Origin of the sequence: Stenotrophomonas pictorum JCM 9942 (assembly GCF_001310775.1) — a bacterium.
GTDB classification, from domain to species: domain Bacteria; phylum Pseudomonadota; class Gammaproteobacteria; order Xanthomonadales; family Xanthomonadaceae; genus Stenotrophomonas; species Stenotrophomonas pictorum.
On record NZ_BAZI01000236.1, the window covers coordinates 1 to 4,286 of the forward strand.

3 protein-coding genes are annotated in these 4,286 nt (G+C 65.9%); 1 reads left to right on the top strand and 2 read right to left on the bottom strand.

What is annotated here, in order from left to right:
• On the bottom strand, window positions 1–1,436 hold a 1,436-nt coding region (locus tag JCM9942_RS11450; RefSeq protein ID WP_054659777.1), incomplete at its 3' end, for a phosphoglycerol transferase I.
• A 190-nt stretch (window positions 1,437–1,626) separates the two neighbouring features.
• Window positions 1,627–3,279 carry an ABC1 kinase family protein gene (locus JCM9942_RS11455; protein WP_083468518.1) on the bottom strand — a complete coding sequence of 551 codons (1,653 nt, stop codon included), beginning with the start codon at window positions 3,277–3,279 and terminating at the stop codon, window positions 1,627–1,629.
• Between the two features lie 179 nt (window positions 3,280–3,458).
• On the opposite strand from JCM9942_RS11455, the gene JCM9942_RS11460 reads away from it, so the two are divergent.
• Window positions 3,459–4,286: DUF808 domain-containing protein (locus JCM9942_RS11460; RefSeq protein WP_054659781.1), on the top strand; the 828-nt coding region annotated here is incomplete at its 3' end.

A 4,286-nucleotide genomic window follows, 5' to 3' on the forward strand; every position in this document is an offset into this window, starting at 1 on the left:
CGGTAGCGGGTGTAGCCGTCGCCATCGCCGTGCAAGGCCGCGACACTGGCGCTGGGCGCGCGCTGTGGCGCGACCAGCGAACGCCCGAAGCCGATCGCGTCGATCGCCGGATCGATCAGCTGCAGCAAGGTGGCGCCCGAATCCAACGTGGTGCCGGCATCGCTGTGCAGCTGGCGCGGGGCGATATCCGGGCCGAGGAACAACAGCAGGTTCTCGCGGGTCTGCTTCTCCAGCACATGGCTCAGGTGGTTGGGCATGGCCAGGTGGTCGGAGGCGACGATCACCAGCGTGTTCCCGGCAAAGGCGCTGGCGCGGATGCGATCGACCAGCCGCGAAATCAGCCGGTCGCTGCACTGGAGGGCATGGAGCAGGCCGATATCGCCCAGCGCGCTGCGGTAGCGCAGGTTCCTGCAGGCCACCGGCAGATGGCCGGCCGGATGATGGGTGTCCATGGTCAGTGCGGTTAGCATGAACGGCTGGCCGTTGCGTGAGAGCTCCATGAAGCGCTCGAACGCGTGATCGAGCAGCACATCGTCATGCACGCCCCAGTTGGAGAAATGCTTTTGGGCGATATCCTGTTGCTGGAACCAGGCCAGGTCCCGCACCTCGTCGAAGCCGTGCGTGGACAGGAAATCGGCTTTGGCCGCGAACTGGCCGTTGGCGCCCCCCAGGTAATGGTTGCGGTACCCCTGCTGCTTGAGATAGTCGCCCAGACAGAACGCCTCGGGCAGGAAGCTGGCCATGCGGCCCATGCTGTTCTCATCACCCTGTGCGGTGGTCAGCGGCACCCCACACATTGAAGACACCAGCCCGGCGATGGTCCAGCCGCTGCCGTCGGCCGAGGCGATATTGCGCACATCCAGCGCCTGGCCGGCGAGGCGCCGGAGGTTGGGCATCAGTCCGGGAAACACCGCCTCATCCAGATAGGTGCGCTCCAGGCTTTCGCCATAGATCCAGACGATATTCGGGGTGCGTGCCAAAGGCCGGGATGGCACCACGTATTCGGGCGCGACACTGCTGTAGTCGACCGGTTGCATCTGCTGGTAGATGCGTCGCGCATCCGTGTAGAGCGGGCTGCTTGCCATCGTGGCGATCACCAGCGCGATGAATCCGGTCAACACGGCCCCGCCGCCGCGCCTCCGCTGGAAGCGTTTGATCCGCATCAACAGCAGCGGTGTCAGCGACAGCAGTACCAGGGCGAGGAAGCCGGCGATGTACGCGCCGAAATCCCCCACACCGGCACCTTCCATATCGCTGCGCAGGTGATAGAGCGTGGCGGAGTTGATGCCATCGCCACTGAGCCGATCGATCAGCCACCAGCTGCTCAAGGCCAGCAACAGCACGGACAGCAGTCCCGCCTTGAGGCGCAGTCCAGTGGGCGACAACAACAGCAGGACGACAAGTGTCGCCAGATAGAGCCAGATGATCCAATGCATGCGGTCAGGTGGAGAGTGGAACAGGGCAACGGCCGCGGCCGCAGGCTCCCTGCCATCATGCGGTGTCATGCATGTGACGGAGGGATGTCAGCAGAGTGCCTGCGCGAACCTGACTGGAATGTTTTTTTTGGGCGCAACAGTTTGCCGTGCCGCCGCGCCATGAGCGTGGCGGTGGCGGCGTCATTCCGGCTCAGCGATGTCCGCGTTCCTCGTGCGCACGGGCCCGCGTGCGCCGGTCGAACAGCAGGGCGCTGAGGATCAGCCCCAGACCGATCACCACCGCCACCAGGAACAGCAGGATCGCGAAGGCCGGATAGCCGAACAGCGTCACGCGCGTGGGAACCCGCATCAACAGCACCGAGGACAGCAGCAGCGCGGCGGTGATCAGGGCCGCGGCGATGCGGTTGGCGACCTTCTGGATGTTCTCCATCAGCCGCGATTCTTCCAGCCCGGTCACCTTCATCTGCAGCCGGTTCTCGGCGACCAGGCTGAGGATGTCGGTCAGGCGCCGCGGCCCGTTGCGCAGCAGCTGCTGCATCTCCATCGCCTCGCTGGCCAGATTGGCCACCGACAGCGACTTTTTCAGGCGCGCGCGCATCACATGCTGCAGCTGCTTTTCGACCACACCCCGGGTGTTCATCGCCGGCGCGAGCACGCGGCACACGCCTTCCAGATTCAGCAGCGCCTTGCCCAGCAGGGTCAGCTCCGGTGGGGTGCGCAGGTTGCTGGCGGTGGCGATGCGCACCACTTCCAGCACCACATGGCCTTCGGACATGGTGCCATTGGCGGCGTAGCGGGCGATCATCTGCCCGGTCTCGCGCAGGTAGCGCTCCTCGTCGTAATCCTCCAGCCGCGTACTGATGCTGATGATCTCATCGGCCACTTCCTCGCCACGGCCGTCGATGGCGGCAAACAGCAGTTTGAGCAGGCGCTCGCGCAGCCGCGGCGGCACATGCGCCACCATGCCCAGATCGAAGATGGCCAGTTGTCCCTCGGGGGTGACGCGCAGATTGCCCGGATGCGGATCGGCGTGGATCTCGCCATGGACGAAGATCTGGTCCAGGTAGCCGCGGATCAGCGCCGCGGCCAGCGGCTCCATCGACTGCTCGGTGCGCCGCACCTGTGGAATGGCATCCACCCGCACGCCCTGCACCAGCTCCATGGTCAGCACCCGGCGGCTGCACAGGTCCCACACCGGCTGGGGAACCGTCAGCTCCGGATAGGGCGCCAGATGCTGGCCGAAGCGGGCCAGATTGGCCGCTTCGGTTTCGTAATCCAGCTCCATGCGCAAGGTCTTGGCGAACTCGTCCAGCCAGTCGGAAAAGCGCACTTTGCGGCCGACCCGGGTGAGGTGGTCGGCGGCGGTGGCAAAGCTGCGCAACACCGACAGATCCGAACGCAGCTGCGCGGCCACGTCGGGCTTTTGCACTTTCACCGCCACCTGGCGGCCATCACGCAGTTCGGCGCGATGCACCTGGGCGATGGAAGCGCAGCCCAGCGGTTCCGGGTCGAACCAGACAAACAGCTTGGCCACCGGCGCGCCGAGGTCTTCCTCGATGATCGCGCGGATCTGTTCGGCCGGAATCGGCGCCACTTTTTCCTGCATGCGCTCCAAGGCGGTCACATACTCGGCCGGAATCATGTCCGGCCGCGTGGACAGCACCTGCCCGAGTTTGACGAAGGTGGTGCCGAGCGCCTCCAGATCGGCCACGAACTGGGTGGGGTTGTCGGTGGCGGGAATCCGGTCCAGACGCGGCAGTTCGCCATCAAGCTGGAGGCCGGAAAACACCCCCGAGTTCCGGTAGCGCACCAGCAGGCGCACGATCTGCTGGCGTCGGCTCATGCCGCCGATAGTGGTCGCGGTGGTATCGCTGGATGGCTCGGTCAAGGAGGCGTTCCGGGCAGAAGGGAGGGCCAGTGTGGCCGGCGCCGGGTGGTAGAGGGGTGAACACGCACGGCCTCACGCGCGGCAGGCGCTGAATAGGTGAAAATCGCCGCCTGTCCCATTCCTACGGTGTGCCCATGGCTGGAGCCAGCCTGTTTGCCCTGCTCGACGATATCGCCACACTGCTCGATGACGTTTCCCTGTTGACCAAGGTGGCGGCCAAGAAGACCGCCGGCGTGCTGGGGGACGATCTGGCGCTCAACGCGCAGCAGGTGACCGGCGTGAGCGCCAACCGCGAGTTGCCGGTGGTGTGGGCGGTGGCCAGGGGCTCGCTGGTCAACAAGGCGATCCTGGTGCCGGCGGCGCTGGCCATCAGCGCCTGGCTGCCGTGGGCGATCACGCCCTTGATGATGATCGGTGGCGCCTTCCTGTGCTTTGAGGGCGTGGAGAAGCTGGCGCACAAGTTCCTGCACTCCAAGGACGAGGACGACGCGCACAAGGCCGAGCTGACCCGCGCGCTGGCTGACGAGAAGACCGACGTGGTGGCCTGGGAGAAGGACAAGATCAAGGGGGCGGTGCGCACCGACTTCATCCTCTCGGCCGAAATCATCGTGCTGTCGCTGGGGGTGGTGGCCACTGCCCCGTTCGGCCAGCAGGTGACCACGCTGGTGGTGATCGCGCTGGCGATGACCGTGTTCGTCTACGGCCTGGTGGCTGGCATCGTCAAACTCGATGATCTGGGCATGTGGCTGCTGGGCAAGGGCCGCACGCTGGCCGCGTTCGGACGCGGGCTGCTGTATGCCACGCCGTGGCTGATGCGCGGCCTGTCCATCGCCGGTACCGCGGCGATGTTCCTGGTCGGCGGCGGCATCCTGGTGCATGCGATTCCGGCATTGCACCACTTCGTGACCGGATTGGCGCCGGCGCATCTGCAATGGCTGGCCAACGCGCTGGGCACGTGGTGG

Coding starts and splice junctions, on each gene's coding strand:
- JCM9942_RS11455 (WP_083468518.1), bottom strand. CDS start 3,279: ATGAGCCGACGCCAGCAGATCGTGCGCCTGCTGGTGCGCTACCGGAAC.